Here is a 20,365-nt window from a genome sequence, read left to right as displayed (position 1 = left end):
CCATGGAATACACGGTTAATGGAGAACCCCGCAGCAGCGATGAGCACATCACCGTGGCCGCTGTCGTAGAAGCAGAAACTGGCGATGCCGTGCCGAAAGGCGTGGCCGTAGCCGTCAATGGCGATGTCGTTCCAGCCAGCAACTGGTCTTATGAAGTCGCCAACGGCGATGAGCTCGATATCCTCATCGCCGTACAGGGCGGTTAGGAATCTCCTATGCTTACTATCGCAAATAAACAATTCGATTCGCATCTAGTAATGGGAACCGGCGGGGCCAGCAGCCAGGACATGCTGGAGCAATCCCTGGTTGCCAGCGGTACGCAGCTCACCACCGTCGCCATGCGTCGGCACAGCGCTAAGAGTCCCGGTGGGGAATCTATCTTTGAACTCTTACAGCGTTTAAACATTGACGTGCTGCCCAATACTGCGGGGTGCCGCACCGCCCGTGATGCCGTGACCACCGCCAAGCTAGCCCGCGAAGCGCTGGGCACCAATTGGGTGAAGGTGGAGGTGATCGCGGATGACCATACGCTTCTGCCCGACGTGGTAGAGCTCGTGGATGCCTGCGAGATGCTGGTTACCGAAGGATTCGTAGTGCTGGCGTATACGAGCGACGATCCGGTCATCGCCAAGCGGCTAGAAGACGTGGGCGTGGATGCGGTGATGCCTTTGGGCTCGCCGATTGGTACGGGTCTGGGTATCCTGAACCCGCACAATATCGAGCTGATTTGTTCGCGCGCCCAGGTTCCCGTGCTGCTGGATGCCGGTGTGGGCACGGCCTCCGATGCTGCACTGGCCATGGAGCTGGGCTGCGATGGCGTGCTTTTAGCCAGTGCTATTAACCGCTGCCAGGATCCCCTGGCGATGGCGACTGCAATGAAATACGCCGTGGAAGGCGGCCGGTTGGCCCGCCAAGCTGGGCGCATTCCGAAAAGGCAGCACGCCGTGGCCTCGTCATCGTTTGAAGGGTTGGCGAGCTGGGAAGATAAGGTCCTGTAATGAGCCAACTGCCCCGCGAAGAGCTGCATAGAGTGGCCCGCCAGACCCTGTTGCCCGGTTTTGGCATCGCCCAGCAGGAAGCGCTGCACGGCACCCACGTATTTGTCATCGGCGCTGGCGGATTGGGATGCCCCCTGATGCAGCAACTGGCTGCCGCCGGTGTGGGCGAGATTTCTGTTATCGACGACGACACGGTGGATCTGACCAATATCCACCGCCAGATCCTATTCGGCACCCAGGATGTGGGTAGATCCAAGGTGGACGTCGCCGCCGAAAAGCTCGAACAGCTGCAGCCCGGCATCGTGGTGCATGCGATTCGCGACCGCCTTACCGCCGACAACGCCGTGGATTATCTCCGTGGAGTGGACATCCTGGTGGATGGTTCCGATACGTTTGCCACCAAATTCCTAGCCGCTGATGCTGCGGAGATCACGGGTACCCCGCTGGTATGGGGCTCGGTGCTGCGATTTCGCGGCGACTGCGCAGTGTGGTGGTCTGGACCCGGTGCCGAATCGGGCGTGGGCATGCGGGACCTCTATCCCCTGCAACCCGATCCCGATTCCGTGCCGGATTGCGCCACCGCCGGCGTGCTGGGCGTGACCACAAGCGTGGTCGCGGGCCTGATGTCGACCGAGCTAATCCAGTTCGCCACCGGCATGAACCGCGACCGGGTAGGTCTGTTGAGCATCTACGATGCCCTGACTTCCTCCATCACTCACTTCCGCGTGCCCCACGACCCGGCACGTGAGCTAACCACACAGCTGCAGCACAACTACGGTGGCGCTGCCTGTGCCTTACCGGGGGCCGAAGATACCGCGGCGATGTTCGACGATCTGCGCGCCGGCGCCGTGGCCATCGATGTACGCGAAGCCGGGGAGGCCGCCATTGATGATTTCTTTTTTGACGCCACCGCGAAGCATTACCACTTACCGACCACCGTGTGGCAGGAAGATCCAGAGGCAGCGCGCTCCCTGCTCGATTCCCTGCAGGGCGCGGGGCTTAGCGACGCCTGGGTGTACTGCGCCTCCGGCAAGCGATCGGCCAGCTTCATCTCGGCCTTCGCTGAGGAAGCCGAACAGCGTGGCATTATGCTGCACAACGTTGCAGGTGGCATAAAGAGCCAGCCCGCAACATTCCACGGGATGCCGGATCACTAACTAGTGCAAAACATCCGAATATGACAAAGGGTCCTTGCCTTGCAGGAAGACAAGGACCTCTTACAACTTCTAGGGATAGTGGTTCTCACCTTAGCGAGGCAGAGGGAGAAGTTGGATCCCTCTGCCCCACCCGTGCCTTAAAGCAGGGACGGAACGTTAGCAACCAAGGAGAACAGATCCTTAGGATCGTCCGGGTTGGCAATGATGTCAATCTCGGACTCCAAGTCGGTGCCCTTGACGGAATCGCGCAGGTAACGCAGCGCGGAGAAGTCATTGATGGCGAATCCGACATCATCGAAAAGCGTGATCTGCTCATCATCGTCGCGGCCGGTGGCCTGACCGGTGAGCACCTGGTAGAACTCCACGACCGGGAAGTCTTCCGGCTTCTGCTGGATTTCGCCCTCGATGCGGGTCTGCTCAGGGAATTCCACGAAGACCTTGGACTTGTCCAGGATGGAGCTCTCGAGCTCGGTCTTGCCTGGGCAGTCACCGCCGACTGCGTTGAGGTGTACGCCTGGGGCAACGTGGCGATCAGCAAGAATCTGGTTCTGAGCCTTGTCGGCGGTGCAGGTGGTAATGATATCTGCGCCCAGTACTGCCTCGTCGACGCTAGAGCAGGCGGTGATATTAAAGCCAAGTGGCTCCAAGTTACGCTTGAACTTTTCCACTGCTTCAGGGTCGATATCGTAGATGGTGATGTCTTCGATGCCCATGACGCCACGGAAGCCCAGTGCCTGGAACTCGGACTGCGAGCCAGCACCAATCATCGCCATGCGCTTGGAATCCTTGCGCGCAAGGTGCTTGCCCACCATGGCGGAGGTGGCGGCGGTGCGCAGCGCGGTAAGGAGGGTCATCTCTGCTTCGAAGGTCGGGTAACCATTGTCGACGTCAGCGATAACACCAAATGCGGTAACGGTCTGGTAACCGCGAGCAGGGTTGGACGGGTGACCATTAACGTACTTGAAGGAGTACTCCTTACCGTTAGAGGTAGGCATCAGCTCGATGACGCCGAACGGGGTGTGGGAGGCAACGCGCGGAATCTTGTCAAAGCGCTCCCATTCGCGGTAGTCAGCCTCGAGGTAATCCACCATTCCAGTAATGATGTTCTCTACGCCTTCGCGCTGAATCCAGCGCGCCATATTTTCGACGTCTACAAACTTAACAGCGTGGTTCATAAGAATTCCTTTCTTAGTTCTTGGAGTGAAGGTCTGTTTGTGGTGCGGCAGGGAAGCTCGAGGTTGGCAGGTGCTTTGCCTTCCTCTCCTCCGCAATAGTGCGGATACGCTCGCGCCATGCAAACCACATTGCCACAAAGACCGGAATGAGCAGCACGGTCGATGCAAGCGCATAGGTTCCGATCGGATAATCAAAGGCCATCAGGATAATTACCAGGCCAATGAAGATCAGTACCGCCCAGTCTCCGCCTTGACCAAATGGTGAGCGGTACCCAGGACGAGTATAACGCCCACTCTTGGATAGTTGGATAAACCTCAGGTGAGATAGAGCAACCGCAGCCCACGAGGCTAGAGTGCCCAACGCAGCCAGGTTGAGGACGATTTCGAATGCCATCTCAGGCACGACATAGTTGAGGAAGACACCTGCCAAGCCCACCAGGGCTGCCATCACGATGCCGCCATAGGGCACGCCCGACTTGGACATACGGGCACCGAACTTCGGGCCCGAGCCAGAGGTAGACATGTTGTACATAATGCGGCCGGTGGAATACAGGCCAGCATTAAGCGAGGAAATAGCGGCTGTAATAACCACCAGCTGGAAGATTGGAGCGGCCACGCCAACGCCAAGGGACTCAAAGAAGGTCACAAAGGGCGACACTTCTGCCACGTAGTTGGTGTACGGCAGCACTAGGGTCAACAGCAGAACAGAGCCAAAGTAGAAGACCAAAATACGCAGGAGGACGTTGTTTACCGCGCGCGGGATGTGCTTTTCTACGTCCTTGGTTTCACCGGAGGTGGTACCCACCAGCTCGATACCTGCATAAGCAAAGACAACACCCTGGATGACAATCACGGCAGGTAGCAAGCCATTAGGCAACCAGCCACCGGTACTAGAAATCAGGCTGAAGCCAGTCGGGTCTCCACTCGGATGACCAAAGATTAGAACACCGATGGCCACGAGCATAAAGATAATCAGAGCGACGATCTTAATCAGTGAGAACCAGTATTCCAGCTCACCGAAGATCTTCACCGAAAGCATGTTGAATACCAAGATGCTGCAGATGACGACGAGGGCAAGCGTCCACTGCGGTACCGAGTCAAGCCATGTTGTGTACTGGCTAAACCACTTGATGTAGATGGCCACCGCAGTACCATCCGCGACCAGAGTCATGGCCCAGTTTCCCCAGTACAGCCAGCCGGTAACAAACGCAGCCTTCTCGCCGTAGAACTCTCGAGCGTAGGAGACGAAAGAGCCGGAGCTTGGGCGGTAGACGATGAGCTCGCCAAGGGATCGCAGGATTATGTAGCCGAAGAAACCACAGATGAGGTAAAGCACCGCTAGGAACGGGCCGGCGGTTTGCAGGCGGCTACCAGTACCCAAAAGAAGACCGGTACCAATCGCGGAACCGATGGCAATCATCTGTAGCTGGCGATTGCCCATCCCCTTTTGAAGGCCATGATCTTCCGATGCGAAAACCGCCTTCTCATTCTCGTGCGGCCCAGTACTAGACGGCGGAGAATTTTCAGTCATTTAGAGATCGTCCTTTCATTGGCAGGAATGCGTGTACTAGGTCTCATTCCTCGAGAAGACATTAACACAACACTATGTAACCCATGTCACCACTACCCCCAATTTGTTCAACAACACGGTTAGTACCTTGGGAATGAGTCGATCTCCTACCCCCGTTGGAAATATAAAAGAACCGCATGGCCATAGACCATGCGGTAAGAAGGGGGATTTCGCCAGTTAGCGCAACGGCTTCTGCGCCCACTCGCGCGCCGCGGCGGCATTTTCGCGGACGGTTTCGCGCTGCTCAGCAACGCGGACGCCGGCGGTTCCGCCTTTTGTTGTGCGGGAAGCAACGGCACCGTCGATGGTCAGAACCTTGCGCACCTCTGGGGTCAGTCGCTTGTCGACGCCCTTGAGTTCCTCATCAGTGAGGTCCACCAGGTCCACTCCCCGCTCTTCGGCGATGCGTACGCACGCGCCGGAAGCTTCGTGTGCTTCGCGGAAGGGCACGCCTTGGCGCACCATCCACTCGGCTAGGTCGGTGGCCAGGGTGAATCCGCGTGGCGCCAACTCGCGCATCCTGTCCTCATTGAAGGACAAGGTGGACACGAGCCCGGTCATCGACGGCAGCAGCAAGTTGAGCTGTGCTACCGAATCCACGATCGGTTCTTTGTCCTCTTGTAGGTCGCGGTTATAGGCCAGCGGCTGTGCCTTCAGCGTGGATAGCAAGCCAGTGAGGTTGCCAATCAGGCGCCCAGTCTTGCCGCGGGTAAGTTCCGGGATATCCGGGTTCTTCTTTTGCGGCATGATGGATGAGCCCGTGGACCATGCGTCGTCCAAGGTGACGTAGCCGTATTCCGGGGTGCACCAGTAGATGATCTCTTCTGCCAGCCTGGACATGTCAACGGCAATCTGTGCCAAGACAAAGGCCGTCTCCGAAGCGAAATCGCGAGACGCGGTGCCATCCAAGGAGTTCTCCGCAGCGGAATCGAATCCGAGTTCCGCGGCGATGGCCTCTGGATCAAGCTGCAGGGAGGAACCTGCGAGTGCACCCGAGCCATACGGGGATACGGCTAGCCGCTTATCCAAGTCCTGCAGGCGCTGAATATCGCGCAGCAGTGGTTGGGCGTGGCCCAGCAACTCGTGCGCAAGCAGGATGGGCTGCGCGGCCTGGGAGTGAGTTTTACCCGGCATGATGGCCTTGGGGTGCGCTGCGGCTTGATCCGCTAGGGCATCGACAAGCTCGGAGACCTGCAGGGCCGTATCGCGGATGGCATCGCGCACCCACATGCGAAAGAGCGTGGCGACCTGATCGTTGCGGGAACGTCCCGCGCGCAGGCGGCCGCCTACTTCGGGCCCGACGATGTCGATGAGGCCACGCTCCATGGCGCCGTGCACATCTTCATCGGTGGGTGCTGGGACAAATTCGCCTGAAGCAACCTTCTCCCCGAGCTCGGTGAGCCCGGTCAGCATGGTGTCGAGGTCGGCATCGGAAAGCAGCCCTGCCTTGTGCAGCACCTTGGCGTGCGCCTTCGAGGCGAGCACGTCGTACGGGGCAAGCACCCAGTCAAAGTGAGTGGAAACCGAGAGGGCGAACATCGCCTCGGAAGGGCCGCCGGAGAAGCGGCCGCCCCAGAGCGCGCCTTCGTTAGTCTTGTGTGGTTCCATCGGTGCCTATTTCTCTGCGCTGGTGGGGAAACCACCCTCGCGGTCACGCTGGTTGGAAATCTGGGTGGACAAGCCGTGCAACTGGACAAAGCCCTTTGCCGCGGTCTGGTCGAAGGTATCGCCGGTGTCGTAGGTAGCCAGATCGAAGGAGTACAGCGACTGGCCGGAGCGGCGGCCGGTCACGGTCGCGGTACCTGCGTGCAGGCTCAGGCGGATATCGCCGGTGACGTTCTCCTGGGATTCCTCGATGAAAGCATCCAGGGAGCGCTTGAGCGGCGAGTGCCACAGGCCGTCGTAGACCTCCTCGGACCACCGCGCATCCGTCAGGCGCTTGTAGCGTGCCAGCTCGCGCTCCACGGTGACATCCTCCAGCGCCTCGTGAGCCTGGATGAGCACCATGGCACCCGGTGCTTCGTAGACCTCGCGGGACTTAATGCCCACCAACCGGTCCTCCACCATGTCCAAGCGGCCGATGCCCTGGGCACCAGCACGGCGGTTGACCTCTTCGATGACCTGCAGCGGGGTCAACTTCTTGCCATCGACGGCAACCGGAACACCCTTCTCAAAGGAAATGATGATCTCATCCGGAGCATTGCCCAGGCCCGGGTCTTCCGTATATGCGTAGAGATCCTTTGTCGGTGGGTTCCACAGATCCTCCAGGAAGCCGGTTTCTACCGCACGGCCCCACAGGTTCTGGTCGATGGAAAATGGCGAGGCCGCCGATTGCTCAATGGGCAGGTTAATCTCTTCGGCAAAATCGATGGCCTTATCGCGGGTCCATGCATAATCACGCGCTGGGGCGACGATCTCTAGCGATGGATCCTGGGCGCGGAAGGACACCTCAAAACGCACCTGGTCATTGCCCTTACCGGTGCAACCGTGAGAAACGTGCGTTCCGCCGTGCTCCTGCGCGGCCTTTACGAGATGCTTGGTAATAAGCGGACGGGAAATGGCAGATACCAGCGGGTACTGCTTCATGTACATGCCATTCGCCTTAATGGTGGGCACGCAGTATTGCTCCGCAAACTCATCTTTGGCGTCGATAACGATGGATTCCACCGCACCGCAATCGAGCGCACGCTGGCGTACTGACTCCATATCCTCGCCGCCCTGACCCAAGTCGAGGGAAACGGCAACGACATCGCCGCCGGTCATCTTTGCCAGGTATGGAATGGCTACCGAGGTATCGAGGCCACCGGAATAGGCCAAGACTACGCGTGCAGACATGCTAAGACTCCTTAATTAATTGAAAACAATTCGGTTAGTTAAATAATATACGAGCGGGTGTGAGAATGCCACAATTTATTAAATCCTCTGCGAGGTCAGCGTCTCCGCCAATTCTGCGCCGGTAACTCCCTCGCGCGCCAGCACAAAGATGGTGTCATCACCAGCGATGCACCCCACCACGTCATGCAGACCCACGCGGTCGATAAAGCTGGCGAGGTATTGCGCCGCGCCCGCTGGTGTGCGCAGCATCGCAATATTCATCGAGGAATCGTGGGAGACCACCAATTCATCCAACATGCGCCGCAGCTTCTCGCGCGGACCGCCCACCTGGTCTTCGAATTGCTCCAGCTCACCTGCGACCATATAGTACGAGCGCCCGCCATCTCGCTTGACCTTTTTTGCTCCCAGCTCATCAAGATCTCGCGAGAGCGTGGCCTGCGTAATGTCGATGCCTTCTGCCAACAAGAGCTCCGATAATTGGACCTGGCTCGTGACGCGGTTGCGGTCCAGGATTTCCAAAATCTTTGCCTGCCGGGCAGTACGAGTGCTCGGGGTACTCATGGCTAGCTATTCTCCTTATTGATATCGAGCAACCACACCAGCAATGCCTTTTGGGCATGCAGGCGGTTTTCTGCTTCATCAAATACCCGGGACTGCGGTCCATCGATAACCTCTGCGGTCACCTCGTTTCCACGATAGGCCGGCAGGCAGTGCAAGAAAATCGCGTCCTTCTTTGCCTTTGCCATCACGTCTTTAGAGACCTGATACGGCAAGAACGGGGTGCGCCTGTCCTGCCCATCGTTTTCCTGTCCCATAGATACCCAGGTATCCGTTATTACCACATCAGCGCCGGACACTTCTTCCACATCATCGGTCACCGTCACATTGCCGCGCTGCCGTGCGCGCTCGACAAATTCGGGACGCGGTTGGAACCCTTCCGGTGACACGATGGAAATATCCATGCCTGCGGTAGCAAAGCCAATCATATAAGAATTGGCCATATTATTATTGCCGTCCCCAAGATAGACCGCCTTGCGGCCTGTAAGGTCACCTAGGTTTTCCCGGCAGGTCAGGAGATCGGCCAGGATTTGGCAGGGATGCAGGTCATCAGAAAGCGCATTGACCAGCGGCGCCGTCGAAGTCTCGGCCATCTGTTCCAGGTTGTCGTGGGCATAAGTGCGCCAGACAATGGCCTCTACGTAGCGGGACAAGACCGCGCCCGTATCCTGATAGGACTCGCCCTTACTCATATGAGTGCCAGAAGAATCAACGGTAATGGCGCTGCCGCCCATGTGCGCAATTCCGGTTTCAAAGGAAAAGCGGGTGCGTGTAGATGTCTTATCAAAAAGGACGGCTACCGTCTTTGGCCCCTCCAACGGGCGCCGCGCGAACGGGTCGGCCTTGAGCTGGACCGCCAAATCGAGGACTTCCTTTTGTTCCTCTGGGCTCAGGTCATCATCGGCTAAAAAATGGCGCAAGTTCATACTAATTCCTCCACAACGGTGCGTAATTTTTCCAGGGCAGCATCGATTTCCTGCTGCGATATGATCAGCGGCGGGGTAAGGCGCAGGACGTTCTCGCTCGGGGCGTTGAGAATAATTCCCTGCGCGAATCCGCGCTTGACGGCCTCGCGAGCAACCGGTGCATTTAATACAACTCCGAGCATGAGACCGCGCCCGCGCACCTCGCTGACCCCGGGAATCTCCTTGACTTGCTGCGCCAAGTACTCGCCTTTGGCGGAGACCTCATTCAAGAACTCCTGATCCAGGGCATCGAGTACAACATTGGCCGCCGCACACGCCACGGGGTTTCCGCCAAAGGTGGTCCCGTGGGAACCTGGCTGGAATAAGTCCTTGGCGCGCCCACGGGTGATGGTGGCGCCGATGGGCAGTCCGGCACCCAACCCCTTGGCCATGGTGATGACATCGGGGGAAATTCCCTCAAACTCGTGGGCAAAGAACTGCCCCGTGCGCCCAGCCCCGGCTTGGACCTCATCGACGATGAGCAAAATGCCGTGCTCATCGCATAACTCAGAAACGGCCCGCATAAAACCGGCAGGAGCAGGAATGACTCCGGTCTCGCCCTGAATGGGCTCGAAGATGATGGCGGCGGTATCCGCGGCGTCTTGCTCCACCAACTGGCGCAGGTAATCGATATCGCCGTAGGGGTAAAATTCCACGCCACTAGGCAGTGGGCGGAATGCCTTTTGCTTATCAGGCTGCCCAGTCATGGCCAAAGAGCCCATCGTGCGGCCGTGAAAACCATGGTGCGCAGCAAGGATGCGCCGCCTACCGGTCAGCCGCGCGAGCTTGAATGCGGCCTCGTTTGCCTCCGATCCGGAGTTGCAGAAAAATACGCGCGCCTCACTATCGCCCACCCGTTCAATCAGCTTTGCCCCAGCGTCTAGCACGGGTTGGGTGGCAAAAAGATTGGAGGTATGCACAAGGGTGCGGCTTTGCTTGGCAACAGCATCCGCTACCTCCGCATTGCCATAACCCAAGGAAGTAACGGCGATACCGGCCAGCAGGTCAATGTAGGTTTTCCCGTTTTCATCAGTAAGGGTGGCCCCTTCCCCGGAGACTAGGCCGAGTGGCGGCTGGCCATAGGTATTAGCCAGCGTTTCTGACCACCGGCCGGTCAGAGTTTCTTGCGTGCTCATGCGATATCGTCCTTCCTGAACACTGTGCCTTCGGGATAATCGTGCTTTTCGTAATCATCGGGCAGGACCATCGTTCCAATGCCACCCGGAGTTAAAAGCTCAAGGAGCACAGAATGGCCTATTCGGCCGTCGATGACGTGCGCCGCGGATACCCCGCCCTGCACGGCATTGAGGCAGGATTCCATTTTGGGAATCATGCCGGAGCTCAGGCCGGGAAGCAGCCCGGTAAGCTCATCGCTTTCGATTTTGGAGACTAGCGAATCCTTATTTGGCCAGTCGGTATAAAGGCCTTCCACGTTGGTCAAGATGACCAGGCGCTCTGCTCCCAACGCGCTCGCTAGCGCACCCGCGGCGCTATCGGCGTTGATGTTATACACCTCGCCATCGGCTCCTGGCGCGATAGTTGAGACCACCGGGATGCGGCCGGCTTCGATGATGTCATTGACCGCTGCCGGGTTGACCTCCACGATATCGCCCACCATCCCGATATCGGTTGCCTCTCCTTCTACCTCCACAAACCGCTTGGTAGCGCGGAAAAGCCCAGCGTCTTCGCCACTTGTGCCCACGGCGTAGGGCCCGTGCGAGTTAATGAGGTTCACCAGACCGCGGCCGACTTGGCCAAAAAGGACCATGCGCACCACGTCCATGATTTCGGGCGAGGTGACGCGGAAACCGCCCTTAAACTCGCCTTCGATACCGAGCTTATCCAGCATGGAATTGATCTGCGGGCCGCCGCCGTGGACGACAACGGGCTTTGCTCCAATGGTGCGCAGAAACACCATATCCGCCGCAAAGGCTTCCTTGAGTTCCTCATCCACCATGGCGTTGCCGCCATACTTGACGACGACGATTTTATCGCGGAAGTGCTGCAGCCACGGCAAGGCTTCAGCCAGCACCGTAGCGCGTTCTTGATTATTCAATCCGGGAAACATTTCTCCTCCTAGGAGCTATACGCCGAGTTAATCTCAACGTAGGAGTAGGACAAGTCCGTGGTGCGGACGAACGCTGTACCCTCACCGCCGGTGCCGAGATCCACGCGGACATCAATATCCGCCCCGCTCAAGTCCACATCGCGGGCCCCGGGCGCGCCCGTCGAGTATTCGCATACCGGCTGGTCATTGAAATAGACGGAAATATTGTCTGGGTCCATGTCTGCATCCGCCATGCCGACGGCGGCCAGTACCCTGCCCCAGTTGGGATCGGAGCCAAACATGGCGCACTTGAATAAATTGTCCCGGCCCAGGGTGCGAGCGGCATTGAGCGCTTGCTCATCAGATCCCGTGCCTTCGACGGTGATCTTGACGCGCTTTGTCACTCCCTCAGCATCGGCTTGGAGCTGATCCGCAATATCCGCGCAGACCTCTAGGATTGCCTGGTCCAACTCCTCTTCGCTGGGCTGGACGCCGGAGGCCCCGGAAGCCATGACAATCACGGTGTCATTGGTAGAGGTCGAACCGTCCACGTCCAACGTATTAAACGTCTGTGCGCAGGCCTTCTCCAGCGAGTTCTGCAGGGTAGCTGCGTCAGCGACGGCATCGGTAGTAATACAGACCAGCATCGTGGCAAGCGATGGCGCCATCATGCCAACGCCCTTGCCCATAGCGCCCACAGACCACCCATCGCCCGTATAACCGGATTCCTTAGGAACTGTATCCGTGGTCATAATCGCAGTGGCGGCGTCATTGCCGTGCTGTGGGGTCGTGCCCACGTGATCGACGACGTCCGCGATGCCCGCAAGTGCATTGTCCATAGGCAGCGGCTCGCCGATGAGCCCGGTAGAACAGATGGCAATATCTTTCACGGCGATTTCCGTGCCATGGGATACGGCATCGACCATCGCGCGTGCATCGACATCGCCTTGCGCGCCATTGCACGCATTGGCATTGCCGGAGTTGATGACTACGGCACGCAACTGGCCATCCGCTACCGCCTCGCGGGAGACCTTAACGGGGGACGCCACCACGCGGTTGCGCGTGAACACCGCCGCCGCGTCCGAGCGCGGGCCTTCATTGATAATCAATGCCAAGTCCGACTTGCCGGAGGGCTTGATTCCGGCCTTTACGGCGCCGGCGCTAAATCCGGCGGGTCCGGTGATTACTGGTGTAGTCATCATATTCTCCTCTTCTTAATGCGCAGCCCTACGGGGCGACTGCGGCTTGGGGCAATCCCAAAGTTTCTGTCCATCCCAATGCAAGGTTCATGCATTGCACGGCGGCACCGGCGGTACCCTTGCATAAATTGTCGAGCGCCGCGGTGATGATGAGGCGGTGGGAATTGTCATCGACGTGGACTTGGATATGCACCATGTTCGTACCCACCACGTTCTGGGTTTCCGGTTGCTGGCCTTCTGGCAGCACGAGGCAGAAAGGCTCATCTGCATAAAATTCTTCGAAGGCGGTGCGCACCTGCTGCTTGCCGATTCCCCCTTTCAGCTCCGCCGTAATCGTCGCCAGAATCCCACGGGGCATGGGTACAAGCACCGGGGTGAAACTCACGGATACCTCGTCGCGAGAAAATGGTTGCAGGTTCTGCACGATTTCCGGGGTATGCCGGTGAGTGCCGCCTGGTTTATATGCCTTAACGTTTCCCATGGTCTCCGCGCCCAATTGCGCAACGGATGCCTTCTTTCCCGCTCCGGAGACACCGGTAATGGCAATCACGGAAAGGGCGGGCTCCACGAGATCGCGGGCAATGGCGGGCAACGCCCCCAAGGTAATGGCCGTGGGGAAACAACCAGGCACGGCTACCCGGTTCGTACCTTTGAGATTCGACCTATTGTCTGGGAGTTCCGGGATACCGTACGGCCACTGCCCCGCATAGTTCCCGCCGTAGTAGGCTGCCCAATCGCTCTCCTCGCGGAGCCGAAAGTCAGCGGCGCAATCGATGATGGTGATCTCATCGCCCAAGTGCTCCGCAAGTCGCGCTGAGTGCCCGTGCGGCAAGCCCAAGAAGACGACGTCGTGTCCGGCTAGCTCTTCGGGAGTGGTGTCAGTAATGACGCGATCCGCCAGCTGCGGGAGGTGCGGCATGATTTCTGCGACGCGCTGGCCCACTTGGGAATTTCCCGTCAAGGAACCAATGCGCAGGTCACCGGAGTGATAGGCAGGGTGGAATAGCAGCAGGCGCAGTATCTCTCCGCCGGCGTACCCTGTGGCCCCTGCCACTGCTACTGAAATCGTCATACGAGGAACTATAGCAAGAAATACGTTCCACTGTATGTTATTCAGTGAATTGGGTTACTTTCCCCAGCTCAGAGAGTATGAAAATAATTAACATGTTGCATGAAAACGCAGAATGGCGAAGACCCAAGACCCGAGTAGCTTATGTGCCACCAAAGTCTGGTTCTTCGCCGTTTAATGCAAAAGGCTAGGCTTTTGGCCCGTCCTATGCTCGCATTTCTGCACCGAAGCGCTGCTTGGCCAATTCGGCTGCCGTCGTGCGGTGCTCGTTGACCTCTTCATCGGTCAAGGTACGGTCCGCAGCGCGGAATTGCAGCTGGAAGGCCAAGGACTTCTTGCCCTCACCCAATTGCTCACCGCGGAAGATATCAAACAGGTCGACCGACTCGATGAGGTCTCCTGCGCCCTCTTCCACCGTTGCGCGCACCTTTTCCGCTGGAATATCTTCATCCACCACCAGCGCGATGTCCTGATGCAAGGCTGGGAATGCCGACAATACCGGCGCTGGGAAGCGCTCGGTCAGCGGCAGCGCGGTGATATCAAGCTCCATCGCGCACGTGCGCGGTGGCAGGTTGAGGGCTTCGAGCACCTGCGGATGCAATTCACCGGCATAGCCCACGATGTCATCTGTTCCTGCCACCTTGATGGCGGCGCACCGGCCTGGGTGCCATGGCAGGTGGTCCGCGGCTTCAACCTCGATATCCAGGCCAGCGGCGCGGGCCACCAAACGCGCGGATTCAATCGCGTCCGCGTAAGTGTAATCGCGGCCTTCGCCCCACGGGCCCTCGTGCTCCATCTTGCCGGTTGCAACGGTTGCCACGTGCAAGGGCTGTTCAGGAAGCGTGCGCAGGAGTTCTTCTACCACTTCATCACCAGGACGCTGTGCAACAGACGGCATGGGCGAAGATTCTGCGCGCTTGAAGGCCACCTGCTGCAAGCCATAGAGCGCCAGATCTTTACGGCCGCGAGCAACATTGCGGCCCAAGGCCTCAAGCGTTGCGGGAAGCAAGGTCGTGGCCAAGATGGCTTTGTCAGATTCCAAGGGATTCTGCACGGCGACGGTATTGCGGCGGGCATCGTCAGCCGCAAGGCCCCACACATCAAAGGTGTCGTTTGCGATAAACGGCGTGGGCAAAACCTCTGCATAGCCGGCATAAGCCAAACCGTGGCCGATGGCGCGGCGGCGTTTTTGCGCTGGGGTCAAACCGCGACCGCCTGCCGGGGTGGGCAGAACGGTGGGGATATCTTCCAGGCCTTCCAGGCGCAGGACCTCCTCGATGAGGTCAACATCCATGGAAATATCGGTCCGCCACGTCGCGGGCGTGACCTGCAGAACCGAATCCGAACCTTCCTCGACCGTGCAGCCCACCTCTTTAAGGCGAGAGATAACGGTCTCGCGGGAGTATTCGACGCCGGCGTATTCACTCGGCTTTTCCGCACGCAAGCGAATGGCTTGGGGCTCGGCTACCTCTCCGACGAGGGTACGTCCCTTTTCCACCGTTCCGCCCGCAATCGAGTGCAATAGCGCGCACGCAATATTAAGGGCCACCTCAACGATGGCTGGATCGACGCCGCGCTCAAATCGGCGGGATGCCTCAGAGGAAAGCTTGTGGCGGCGAGAGGTACGGGCGACGGTAATGGGATCCCAGATAGCGGATTCGAAGTAGACATCGGTGGTCTGATCAGAAATCTCTGAGTGCGTGCCGCCCATAACACCGGCCAAAGATTGGATGCCGTTGTCATCGCAGATGACCACGTCCTCACCAGAGAGCTCGCGCGTGACGTGATCGAGGGTCTCAAACTTCTCGCCCTCTTGTGCATTGCGCACCGTGAGATCGCCCGCGACTTCATTGGCATCAAAGGCATGCATCGGGGTGCCCAAAAGCAACATGACGTAGTTGGTCACGTCCGTTGCCACATTGACGCTGCGCTGGCCGCACAGCATGAGTTCGCGCTCCATCCAAAATGGGGTGCGCGCCTGCGGATCGATGCCGCTTACCTTGCGCACGCCAAATCGCTGCGCCTTGGTCTCCTCGCGCAGATCGATGTTGATAAGCGAGCCTTCTGCCTCTGGAACCGCAGAGGTATCGATCCCGGCCAACGCTGGATCATCGGCGACGTCCTTAAACTCCAAGTCAAAGGAAGAGGCGATTTCGCGGCTTAAGCCACGCGCAGATAGCGCATATCCGCGGTCCGGGGTGATGTTGACGTTAAAGTCGGTATCGGACAGGCCGACGACTGGACGGGCATCTTCGCCTACCATGTCCGCGACTTCTTCACCCAGCACGATGATACCGTTTGCCTGCGCGCCAAGGCCCAGCTCAGCAGCGGAGCACATCATGCCATTGGAGATGTGATCGTAGGTTTCGCGCGCCGCGATTTTGAACCCACCGGGCAGCTCTGCGCCGGGCAGGGAGACTACAACGTAATCGTGCAAGCGGAAGTTACGCGCACCGCAGATAATGCCTTGCAATTCACCGGTGCCATTTGCCTGGCCAACGTTGACCTGGCAGTACCGGATGGGCTTTTTGAACTGCGTGAGCTCTTCGATTTCTACGACCTGGCCAATGACCAACGGGCCAGTGGTCTCAGGGATCGGCTCATATCCTTCGGTTTCAAACCCCACGCGGACGAAACCGGAGTCCATATCGGCAGCGGACACGCTCCAATTCGGATTGGAGGCACGAAGGATACGGGTAACCCAGTCTTGGGAAATAAGCATGATGTATCTATCCTTTCTGGGTTTTAAGCCTGTACGCCAAAGGGCAGGGTGAAGCGGACATCGCCTTCAACCATGTCGCGCATATCGGTCAGTCCATTGCGGAATTGCAGGGTGCGCTCAAGGCCCATGCCGAACGCGAAGCCCGTGTATTCTTCCGGGTCAACGCCTACCGCGCGCAGCACGTTGGGGTTGACCATTCCGCAACCGCCCCATTCGATCCAGCCGGCGCCGCCCTTTTTATTGGGGAACCAGACGTCCACCTCCGCGGAAGGCTCCGTGAACGGGAAGTAATTCACGCGCATGCGCGTCGTGGTTTCGGGTCCGAAGAGCACCTTGGCTAGGTGCTCGAGCGTTCCGCGCAAATGAGCCATGGTCAGGCCCTTATCCACGGCTAGGCCCTCCACCTGGTGGAAGACCGGGGTGTGGGTGGCGTCCAGCTCGTCCGTGCGGAAAACGCGCCCTGGGCAGGCGATGTACAGCGGCACATCGCGCTCGAGCATCGTGCGCACCTGCACAGGCGAGGTGTGCGTGCGCAGAACCTGCTTGGAGCCTTCCTTGCCCACGTGGAACGTATCCTGCAGGGTGCGCGCTGGGTGATCCGGCTTGAAGTTCAGGGCATCGAAATTAAAGTACTCGGCCTCAATCTCTGGGCCATCGGCGATTTCCCACCCCATGCCAACGAAAATATCGGCAATGCGCTCCGATAAGGAGGTAATGGGGTGCAGCGCACCCGTTTGCGCCCGGGTCGTAGGAATGGTGACGTCGACGGTTTCGGCCTTGAGCTGGGCCTCGCGGGCCTGCTGCTCCAATTCCTCCTTGACCTGCGCAAAACGCTTTTCCATCTTGCCGCGGGCCATGTTGACGGCCTTGCCGGCGGCTTTGCGTTGCTCCTTAGGTATTTGGCCGAGGGATTGACGGGCTTGCGGGATATACCCGTTATCGCCTAAGTGCTCGCGGCGAGCAGCGGTGAGATCCTCTAGCGTCTCTGCTGCTTCGAAGGCTGCGATAGCCTTATCGGCCGCGGCCCCCAGGGCCTGTTCGGTCAATTCGATCTGCGGTGTATCGGACACGTACTTCGTACCTTCTTCTCGCGCGAAAACTAACGCGTGCAATCTTACTCTGTCACTAGGACACGGACAGCCCCCAGGGACCCCTTTTTCATTCGTTACCGCGGAGCTACGCGATTACGGTCTAGTTCTGGTCCTGCGCCTTGGCGGATTCGTACAAGCAGATGCTGGCCGCGGTGGCAAGGTTGAGTGACTCCGCGCGCCCCCGCAGCGGGATGCGTACCCGCATATCGGCCTCTTCAAGCAGCTCGCCCAGCCCGTGGGCTTCATTGCCGAAGAGCCAGGCGGTGGGTTGGGAGAGGTCGGCATCGGCAAGCTCTACTTCCCCATCCGCGGCTGTGGCGACGATTTGCATGCCAGACTTGCGCAGCTGCCCCAATACGTCCTTGATATTTGGATCGCGCGTGACGGGGACGTGGAATAAGGAGCCGGCTGAAGCGCGGGCAACCTTGCTGCCTAGGGGATCCACAGTCTCGCCCGCGAAAATCACGCCATCGGCACCCATCGCATCCGAAGTCCTAATCAACGTCCCCGCGTTTCCGGGCTCAGAGGTAAGAACCGGTACCGAAATCAACTTCGGCTTCCCGTTGAGGATCTTTCCCGCAGACCACAAGACGGAGGAACTGCACAGAGCGAAAATTCCCGTCGTCGTCGCGGTATCGGCCAGGTGCTTGGCGGCCTTGTCCGTAATGGGGTGGACGTAGACATCCATATACCCACAGGCCGTAACGATGTCCGCAAAGCGCTCGGCAGCCTTCTCCGTCACGAATACGTCCGTCGCCGCACCCGTGGATACTGCGGCGTCGACAGCATTTTCGCCCTCGATAATGAACTGCTTAGCCTTCTTACGGCTAGCAGCCCGGTGCAATTTCGCCGCGTTGACGATGCGCGGAGTGCGTTCAGTAAAGGCGGAGTCAAAGTCTAAATTCATAGACCCTACCCTACCTTGGGCGCTGAACTGCTCGTTTCACGCCTTAGACATGACAAAGCCCTGCCAGAAATCCGGCAGGGCCATGGCAAAAAATTACTTCTTTAACGGGACTCCGCGTGCATCTTTGTCATAACTACCGCCGCCCACGAGGATCATAATGAACTCAATGAATACCCATAACGCCACGATGCCCCAGAAAAGGAATCCTATACCGAACAAGAGGGTAAAACAGCCAGCGACATTGAGTGAAAGTTGCAGCACTCCAAATATATTTCGTCCTGTGTAGAAATTATGAGCTCCAAACCATCCTAGAAAGAAGCATAGGATCACGGTGGCGACCCAGGACTTTTGATCGCTATCGACTGAGTGCTGTGTCTGAGGAAATGGCTGGTTATAGCCCTGCTGCGGATAACCGCCGGATTGGAAGTCCTGGGAGTAATACGGCCGATCCTGGCCTGAAAATTGGCTCGAACCAGGGTTGCTTTCTGGTTGCTCACGGTTATATGGGCTTGTCATGTTGCGGCGGTCTCCTTGCACATGCTGGGTTTATCGACACATTAATTTAGCACATAAAGCGAAAAGGTTATTTGCAGGCTTTATGCGGTCAGACAGCACAAAGCCCACCCCGCACCGAGTCAATCAGTGCCGGAGTGGGCAATCAGCTATGCAGCTGGAGAGGCTTACGCGGCCTTCGGTGCGTTGACGTCCTCAGGCAGGGCGGCCTTGGCGGTCTCGCACAGTGCGGAGAAAGCCTCGAAGTCGTTGACGGCGAGCTCGGCGAGGATCTTGCGGTCTACCTCGATCTCGGCCAGGCGCAGGCCGTGGATGAGGCGGTTGTAGGTGATGTCGTTCATGCGGGCAGCAGCATTGATGCGCTGGATCCACAGCTTGCGGAACTCGGACTTACGCGCGCGACGGTCGCGGTAAGCGTAAGTCATAGAGTGCAGCCACTGCTCCTTAGCCTTACGGTACAGGCGGGAACGCTGACCACGGTAGCCCTTGGCGGACTTCAGGATCGCGCGACGCTTCTTCTTTGCGTTAACTGAGCGCTTTACTCGTGCCACAGTAATACTTCCTTAAATTCTGGTTGAGATGGTGGATGTGGGTTGATTGGGCGCTATTAAGCGCGACCGAGCAGGCGCTTGACGCGCTTGGTGTCTGCCTGGGAGACGGACTCGGTGCCCTTGAGGCGACGGGTACGCTTGGAAGGCTTGCCCTCCAGCAAGTGGCGGCGGTTTGCTTGCTCGCGGCGCAGCTTGCCGGAACCGGTCACCTTGATGCGCTTTGCGGTGCCCTTGTGGGTCTTCTGCTTCATGAGTATTAAGTCCTTAAATCCTACGTGGAATATGGTTTACTTTTTGCCCTTACGAACCGGACCCAAAACCATGGTCATATTGCGACCATCCTGCTTGGGGCGGGACTCAACTACGCCAACCTCGGCGACGTCATCGGCCAACCGCTCCAAAAGCCGGAAACCCAGCTCCGGTCGCGATTGCTCACGGCCGCGGAACATGATGGTCACCTTGACCTTGGATCCCTTTTCCAGGAAGCGAACTACGTTACTCTTCTTGGTCTCATAATCGTGATCGTCGATCTTCGGACGGAACTTCTGTTCCTTCACCACGGTCTGCTGCTGGTTCTTACGAGATTCGCGAGCCTTTTGGGCCTGCTCATACTTGAACTTGCCGTAGTCCATGATTTTGGCAACTGGGGGCTTAGCCTTAGGAGCTACCTCGACCAAATCCAGGTCAGCTTCATAGGCAAGCTTGCGGGCATCATCGGTGCGGACGATACCCACCTGTTCACCACCGGGGCCAACAAGACGGACCTCGGGTACTCGGATACGCTCATTAATGCGAGCTTCAGCGCTGATTGTGGTTCTCCTCGATTAGGGGGTTATGGGTAATGAGTTCACCTACCGTGGACCACAAACGAATCTAACCCGGTCTGTCATAGACAGCCGGGAGATCTCACAGAGCCAGACACGAATGCCTGGTTACCTTTACCGTTATCCAACGAACCTGAAGTTCGCGGCATCGGGTGGGAGAATCTCCGCTTGTGACCCAGGTTCC

20 protein-coding genes are annotated in these 20,365 nt (G+C 58.4%); 3 read left to right on the top strand and 17 right to left on the bottom strand.

Annotated elements, in window-relative coordinates; all coding sequences use genetic code 11:
• The first annotated feature begins 2 nt into the window (after window positions 1-2).
• From thiS to ACP8IT_RS05855, 3 genes are read left to right on the top strand one after another with little or no spacing between them, the layout of a single operon-like run.
• On the top strand, window positions 3-206 hold the full coding sequence (gene thiS, locus ACP8IT_RS05865) for a sulfur carrier protein ThiS (RefSeq protein WP_284610774.1): 204 nt from the start codon (window positions 3-5) through the stop codon (window positions 204-206).
• Window positions 207-215: 9 nt separating this feature from the next.
• On the top strand, window positions 216-998 hold the full coding sequence (locus tag ACP8IT_RS05860) for a thiazole synthase (RefSeq protein ID WP_490290574.1): 783 nt from the start codon (window positions 216-218) through the stop codon (window positions 996-998).
• Complete coding sequence (locus ACP8IT_RS05855; protein WP_023017898.1) at window positions 998-2,155, top strand: ThiF family adenylyltransferase; 1,158 nt, start codon at window positions 998-1,000, stop codon at window positions 2,153-2,155. The genes ACP8IT_RS05860 and ACP8IT_RS05855 overlap by 1 nt, the downstream gene beginning before the upstream one ends.
• A 137-nt stretch (window positions 2,156-2,292) precedes the next feature.
• Here the strand turns inward: ACP8IT_RS05855 and ocd are convergent, their stop codons facing one another.
• From ocd to infC, 17 genes are all read right to left on the bottom strand, one after another.
• Window positions 2,293-3,330, bottom strand: a complete 1,038-nt coding sequence (gene ocd / locus ACP8IT_RS05850) for an ornithine cyclodeaminase (RefSeq protein WP_005280341.1) — start codon at window positions 3,328-3,330, stop codon at window positions 2,293-2,295.
• A gap of 13 nt (window positions 3,331-3,343) precedes the next feature.
• Complete coding sequence (locus ACP8IT_RS05845) at window positions 3,344-4,861, bottom strand: amino acid permease (RefSeq protein WP_023017897.1); 1,518 nt, start codon at window positions 4,859-4,861, stop codon at window positions 3,344-3,346.
• Window positions 4,862-5,077: 216 nt separating this feature from the next.
• Window positions 5,078-6,508: an argininosuccinate lyase gene (gene argH, locus ACP8IT_RS05840; RefSeq protein ID WP_490290573.1), complete on the bottom strand. Its 1,431-nt coding sequence runs from the start codon at window positions 6,506-6,508 to the stop codon at window positions 5,078-5,080.
• A 6-nt stretch (window positions 6,509-6,514) separates the two neighbouring features.
• Window positions 6,515-7,735, bottom strand: a complete 1,221-nt coding sequence (locus tag ACP8IT_RS05835; RefSeq protein WP_023017895.1) for an argininosuccinate synthase — start codon at window positions 7,733-7,735, stop codon at window positions 6,515-6,517.
• A gap of 78 nt (window positions 7,736-7,813) precedes the next feature.
• Complete coding sequence (locus ACP8IT_RS05830) at window positions 7,814-8,296, bottom strand: arginine repressor (RefSeq protein ID WP_005282729.1); 483 nt, start codon at window positions 8,294-8,296, stop codon at window positions 7,814-7,816.
• 2 nt (window positions 8,297-8,298) lie between these two features.
• Window positions 8,299-9,219, bottom strand: a complete 921-nt coding sequence (argF, locus tag ACP8IT_RS05825) for an ornithine carbamoyltransferase (protein ID WP_005280336.1) — start codon at window positions 9,217-9,219, stop codon at window positions 8,299-8,301.
• Window positions 9,216-10,394, bottom strand: coding sequence for an acetylornithine transaminase (locus ACP8IT_RS05820; RefSeq protein ID WP_005282714.1), 1,179 nt, complete (start codon window positions 10,392-10,394; stop codon window positions 9,216-9,218). The genes argF and ACP8IT_RS05820 overlap by 4 nt, the downstream gene beginning before the upstream one ends.
• Window positions 10,391-11,326: an acetylglutamate kinase gene (gene argB, locus ACP8IT_RS05815; protein ID WP_005282711.1), complete on the bottom strand. Its 936-nt coding sequence runs from the start codon at window positions 11,324-11,326 to the stop codon at window positions 10,391-10,393. The genes ACP8IT_RS05820 and argB overlap by 4 nt, the downstream gene beginning before the upstream one ends.
• An 8-nt stretch (window positions 11,327-11,334) precedes the next feature.
• Window positions 11,335-12,504: a bifunctional glutamate N-acetyltransferase/amino-acid acetyltransferase ArgJ gene (argJ, locus tag ACP8IT_RS05810; protein ID WP_490290572.1), complete on the bottom strand. Its 1,170-nt coding sequence runs from the start codon at window positions 12,502-12,504 to the stop codon at window positions 11,335-11,337.
• A gap of 28 nt (window positions 12,505-12,532) precedes the next feature.
• A complete protein-coding gene (gene argC / locus ACP8IT_RS05805) occupies window positions 12,533-13,576 on the bottom strand; it encodes an N-acetyl-gamma-glutamyl-phosphate reductase (protein WP_490290571.1) in 1,044 nt (347 codons plus the stop codon).
• A gap of 202 nt (window positions 13,577-13,778) precedes the next feature.
• Window positions 13,779-16,295 carry a phenylalanine--tRNA ligase subunit beta gene (gene pheT, locus ACP8IT_RS05800; RefSeq protein ID WP_490290570.1) on the bottom strand — a complete coding sequence of 839 codons (2,517 nt, stop codon included), beginning with the start codon at window positions 16,293-16,295 and terminating at the stop codon, window positions 13,779-13,781.
• Between the two features lie 23 nt (window positions 16,296-16,318).
• Window positions 16,319-17,365: a phenylalanine--tRNA ligase subunit alpha gene (gene pheS, locus ACP8IT_RS05795; protein WP_284631779.1), complete on the bottom strand. Its 1,047-nt coding sequence runs from the start codon at window positions 17,363-17,365 to the stop codon at window positions 16,319-16,321.
• 121 nt (window positions 17,366-17,486) lie between these two features.
• Window positions 17,487-18,293, bottom strand: a complete 807-nt coding sequence (locus tag ACP8IT_RS05790) for a TrmH family RNA methyltransferase (protein ID WP_490290569.1) — start codon at window positions 18,291-18,293, stop codon at window positions 17,487-17,489.
• Between the two features lie 93 nt (window positions 18,294-18,386).
• Window positions 18,387-18,809, bottom strand: coding sequence for a TM2 domain-containing protein (locus tag ACP8IT_RS05785; protein ID WP_490290568.1), 423 nt, complete (start codon window positions 18,807-18,809; stop codon window positions 18,387-18,389).
• Between the two features lie 164 nt (window positions 18,810-18,973).
• Window positions 18,974-19,357: a 50S ribosomal protein L20 gene (gene rplT, locus ACP8IT_RS05780; RefSeq protein WP_023017886.1), complete on the bottom strand. Its 384-nt coding sequence runs from the start codon at window positions 19,355-19,357 to the stop codon at window positions 18,974-18,976.
• 56 nt (window positions 19,358-19,413) lie between these two features.
• On the bottom strand, window positions 19,414-19,608 hold the full coding sequence (gene rpmI, locus ACP8IT_RS05775) for a 50S ribosomal protein L35 (protein WP_005280326.1): 195 nt from the start codon (window positions 19,606-19,608) through the stop codon (window positions 19,414-19,416).
• A gap of 36 nt (window positions 19,609-19,644) precedes the next feature.
• A complete protein-coding gene (infC, locus tag ACP8IT_RS05770; protein WP_081443661.1) occupies window positions 19,645-20,166 on the bottom strand; it encodes a translation initiation factor IF-3 in 522 nt (173 codons plus the stop codon).
• Window positions 20,167-20,365 lie beyond the last annotated feature (199 nt).

The organism is Corynebacterium sp. LaCa_23, assembly GCF_058182375.1.
Note: the sequence above shows the minus strand (reverse complement) of the source record. Positions and strands in the feature narration are given on the sequence as shown.

Coding starts and splice junctions, on each gene's coding strand:
- ACP8IT_RS05790 (WP_490290569.1), bottom strand. CDS start 18,293: ATGAATTTAGACTTTGACTCCGCCTTTACTGAACGCACTCCGCGCATC.
- argB (WP_005282711.1), bottom strand. CDS start 11,326: ATGTTTCCCGGATTGAATAATCAAGAACGCGCTACGGTGCTGGCTGAA.
- argF (WP_005280336.1), bottom strand. CDS start 9,219: ATGAACTTGCGCCATTTTTTAGCCGATGATGACCTGAGCCCAGAGGAA.
- ACP8IT_RS05830 (WP_005282729.1), bottom strand. CDS start 8,296: ATGAGTACCCCGAGCACTCGTACTGCCCGGCAGGCAAAGATTTTGGAA.
- pheT (WP_490290570.1), bottom strand. CDS start 16,295: ATGCTTATTTCCCAAGACTGGGTTACCCGTATCCTTCGTGCCTCCAAT.
- argC (WP_490290571.1), bottom strand. CDS start 13,576: ATGACGATTTCAGTAGCAGTGGCAGGGGCCACAGGGTACGCCGGCGGA.
- argH (WP_490290573.1), bottom strand. CDS start 6,508: ATGGAACCACACAAGACTAACGAAGGCGCGCTCTGGGGCGGCCGCTTC.
- argJ (WP_490290572.1), bottom strand. CDS start 12,504: ATGACTACACCAGTAATCACCGGACCCGCCGGATTTAGCGCCGGCGCC.
- ACP8IT_RS05860 (WP_490290574.1), top strand. CDS start 216: ATGCTTACTATCGCAAATAAACAATTCGATTCGCATCTAGTAATGGGA.
- thiS (WP_284610774.1), top strand. CDS start 3: ATGGAATACACGGTTAATGGAGAACCCCGCAGCAGCGATGAGCACATC.
- rpmI (WP_005280326.1), bottom strand. CDS start 19,608: ATGAAGCAGAAGACCCACAAGGGCACCGCAAAGCGCATCAAGGTGACC.
- ACP8IT_RS05835 (WP_023017895.1), bottom strand. CDS start 7,735: ATGTCTGCACGCGTAGTCTTGGCCTATTCCGGTGGCCTCGATACCTCG.
- ocd (WP_005280341.1), bottom strand. CDS start 3,330: ATGAACCACGCTGTTAAGTTTGTAGACGTCGAAAATATGGCGCGCTGG.
- ACP8IT_RS05820 (WP_005282714.1), bottom strand. CDS start 10,394: ATGAGCACGCAAGAAACTCTGACCGGCCGGTGGTCAGAAACGCTGGCT.
- ACP8IT_RS05785 (WP_490290568.1), bottom strand. CDS start 18,809: ATGACAAGCCCATATAACCGTGAGCAACCAGAAAGCAACCCTGGTTCG.
- ACP8IT_RS05855 (WP_023017898.1), top strand. CDS start 998: ATGAGCCAACTGCCCCGCGAAGAGCTGCATAGAGTGGCCCGCCAGACC.
- ACP8IT_RS05845 (WP_023017897.1), bottom strand. CDS start 4,861: ATGACTGAAAATTCTCCGCCGTCTAGTACTGGGCCGCACGAGAATGAG.